Raw genomic sequence first — 1,684 nt, 5'->3', positions numbered from 1 at the left:
TCCAGAGAAGCTTTCCTTGAGAATGCTTTGCTGGACAGATGAAACGCAAAACCTATCTATACCTCCTACATAGGGAGGCCAGAAAAAGGGAGGTAAGAAAAGCTAAATTTTCTTTTTTTATACCCTGAAAAGGATAGGTTAGGAAAATTATTTCTTTAGTCATTTTTTTGTTAGCCAGTATTTGTAGATACTCAGCATATCCTCAATTTATCTAAAATATAAAAACTCCAACGTTGGAGTTTCATCACTCATTTATCCCTTATATATGTTAATTTAAGGCGTTGGTCAATCAAACTATGAATTCAGATATTTGGGCTGGCGCGTAATCAAGATCTGAATTATAAATACCTCTTTCACTACTTGTTCCTGTTCTTACCCATGAATGAACTAATCCCTATTCCCTATTGCCTACCCCAAATAGCACAGAAAATCATAGCTAAATTCACAAACACCCTATCTAATAGAGTAAATTAGCTATAAATTGAGTTTATCTAAAATCTATCTAAAAACTAAGACGTTGCAGTTTTATCCCTTATCTAAATTATATCTACTTAATATAGTATATCGCCTCGTCCCTGAGTTTATCTAAAATTTCAAACCTCAGACATTGTAGTTTTATCCCCTAGCTATATATGGAATAGTAAGTAAATTTTTGGGAATTCTTGTAAGGGAAAATCAATCTTTATCTGGATCAAGATCGAGTGAGACGGCCATGCAGTTAAAATAGATTCAGTAATTTATTTAAGAAATGGAAATCTGTTTTCTAGACTGCCTTCGTAGCGATCGCTCCTATGATTAGTTTTTAACTGCAAAAACTGGTCAATCAAATAACCTTAGCACTATGAATTTCTACAAAGAAATTAGAGGCATCACGCCAGTACAATTCTAGGGAACTAACTAATAGTAATAATTGGAAATAATGTCAGGAACTTTCTATTTCTGATTCATAACTTTCTAACTAAGTAGCATCAGGCATCATTGCCTCTAAATTTTTGGCATTTATAGCACTACGCAAAAACGTTAGGACAGTTTTGGAAGGCTGCATCTACACATTCTCGGACTGTCTTAAACTTAGGTAACATTTGTTTCATCCAAGTTTTTCAAACTGATCACCAGTTTTCAATCTTGTTGAAATCAGGGGAATAAGCAGGTAAATACCAGATTTCACATCCAGCATCTTCAACAACTTCTCTGATGCTTTCCCCTTGATCAAAAGTAGCATTATCAACAATAATAATATCTCCTGGTTCCAATTGAGGAATCAAACTTTGAGATCGCCAGGTTTCAAATAAATCTCGATTACAACAACCTTCAAAGGTTAAAGGAGCAAAGACTTTCCCATCTTTTAAAGCACTAATCCAACTAGCTCTTTCTCTTTTTTTTCCACATTTTAGAGTGCAGCATCTTTCTCAAGCGCGGACTATAACCATAAGGATAGTCATCTCTATTATCAAATCCCGCTTCATCTACATAAACTCTTCTTTTCTTCTCAATTTTTGAGATTTTTTCCCTGAAAGCTTCTCGTTGTGTTTCATTTCTTTCCTCGTATCCGTAAGTTTTTTTTTTCTGGTTATTCCTAGTTTTTGACAGGTATAACTGATATTTTGCTGAGTGATATTATTCCCCCATAATTCAGCCATTTTCGTTTGAGTTTGATCCTTATTTTCCTTGACAAAGCTCTTAA

General features: G+C 34.2%; 2 protein-coding genes and 1 pseudogene. All 3 read right to left on the bottom strand.

Going from position 1 to position 1,684, the window contains the following annotated elements; genetic code table 11:
- Window positions 1–737: 737 nt before the first annotated feature.
- The gene (locus F6K22_RS40285; RefSeq protein ID WP_293110712.1) at window positions 738–812 is read right to left on the bottom strand and encodes a hypothetical protein; all 75 of its coding nucleotides are present in this window, start codon (window positions 810–812) and stop codon (window positions 738–740) included.
- Between the two features lie 297 nt (window positions 813–1,109).
- A pseudogene (locus F6K22_RS40280) lies at window positions 1,110–1,388 on the bottom strand (IS630 family transposase); the annotation flags it as partial.
- 78 nt (window positions 1,389–1,466) lie between these two features.
- Window positions 1,467–1,684: IS630 transposase-related protein (locus F6K22_RS40275; protein WP_293110711.1), on the bottom strand; the 218-nt coding region annotated here is incomplete at its 5' end.

This window comes from Okeania sp. SIO2F4, assembly GCF_010672385.1.
Lineage (GTDB): Bacteria > Cyanobacteriota > Cyanobacteriia > Cyanobacteriales > Microcoleaceae > Trichodesmium.
Note: the sequence above shows the minus strand (reverse complement) of the source record. Positions and strands in the feature narration are given on the sequence as shown.